The sequence below is a fragment of the Acidovorax sp. KNOB132 genome, from assembly GCF_057541515.1.
Genome location: NZ_BAAJYT010000551.1, coordinates 1 through 1,168 on the forward strand (window position 1 = coordinate 1; position 1,168 = coordinate 1,168).

At 63.8% G+C, this 1,168-nt stretch carries 2 protein-coding genes; both read right to left on the reverse strand.

What is annotated here, in order from left to right:
* Positions 1 to 356 (reverse strand): ABC transporter substrate-binding protein (locus AC27IO_RS24560; RefSeq protein WP_498741254.1); only part of this gene is annotated, 356 nt, incomplete at its 3' end.
* A 51-nt stretch (positions 357 to 407) separates the two neighbouring features.
* Positions 408 to 1,168: ABC transporter substrate-binding protein (locus AC27IO_RS24565; RefSeq protein WP_498741255.1), on the reverse strand; the 761-nt coding region annotated here is incomplete at its 5' end.

Below are 1,168 nucleotides of genomic sequence, written 5' to 3' on the forward strand. Positions count from 1 at the left end.
TTTTTCTCCTGCGCCACCTTGGCCATGGCCAGGGCCGTGCCGGAATTGGTGCCGCCGAACACCAGGGTCAGGCCCTGCGTGTCGATCCATTCGCGCGCCTTCGATGCGGCGATGTCGGCCTTGTTCTGGTGGTCCGCGCTCATCAGTTCGATGGGCATGCCCAGCACCTTGCCACCGAAGTCGTCGATGGCCATCTGGATCGCCACCGCGCCGTTCTTGCCTTCCACGTCGGCGTACAGGCTGGACATGTCGGTGATGAAGCCGATCTTGACCTTGTCCTGGGCCTGCACGGCCGATGCGGCCAGGCCCAGGGCGCCCAGCACCAGGGCCAGTCGGGTGAGTTGTCTGTTTTTCATGGCTTTGTCTCCTGATCTCGGATGTGTTTTTTTTCGATCGTGCGCGTCAGCTCATTTCCACAGCGCGCATTTGCTCTCGGCCTTGGTGGTCCACACCTGGTCCGCGGGCAGCTTGCTCACGACCTTGTAGTAGTCCCAGGGCTCCTTGGATTCGGCCGGGGCCTTCACCTGCACCAGGTACATGTCGTGCGCGAAGCGGCCGTCCGGGCGGATCACGCCCTTACCGTAGAAGTCGTCGATGGGCGTGGACTTGAGCTTCTCCATCACCTTGTCGGCATCGAGCGTCTTGGCGGCCTCCACGGCCTTCAGGTAGTTCATGGTGGCCGAGTAGTCGGCCGCCTGGATGTCGGTCGGCATGCGCTTGGTCTTGGCGAAGAACTTGCGGCCGAAGGCGCGGGTCTTGTCGTCCAGGTTCCAGTCCCAGCTGGTGGTGAGCAGCAGGCCTTCGGTGTTCTTCAGGCCCAGGCTGTGGATGTCGGTCACGAAGACCAGCAGGCCCGCCATCTTCATGGTCTTGTTGATGCCGAACTCGCGCGCGGCCTTGATGGCGTTGATGGTGTCGCCGCCGGCATTCGCCAGGCCCAGGATCTGCGCCTTGGAGTTCTGCGCCTGCAGCAGGAAGGACGAGAAGTCCGACGCGTTGATCGGGTGCTTCACGCTGCCCACCACCTTGCCGCCCTTTTCCTTGACCACCTTGGCCGTATCGGCCTCCAGCGCGGCGCCGAACGCATAGTCCGCCGTGAGGAAGAACCAGTCCTTGCCGCCCTGCCCCACGATCGCGCCGCCCGTGCCCTTGGCCAGCGCCACCGTGT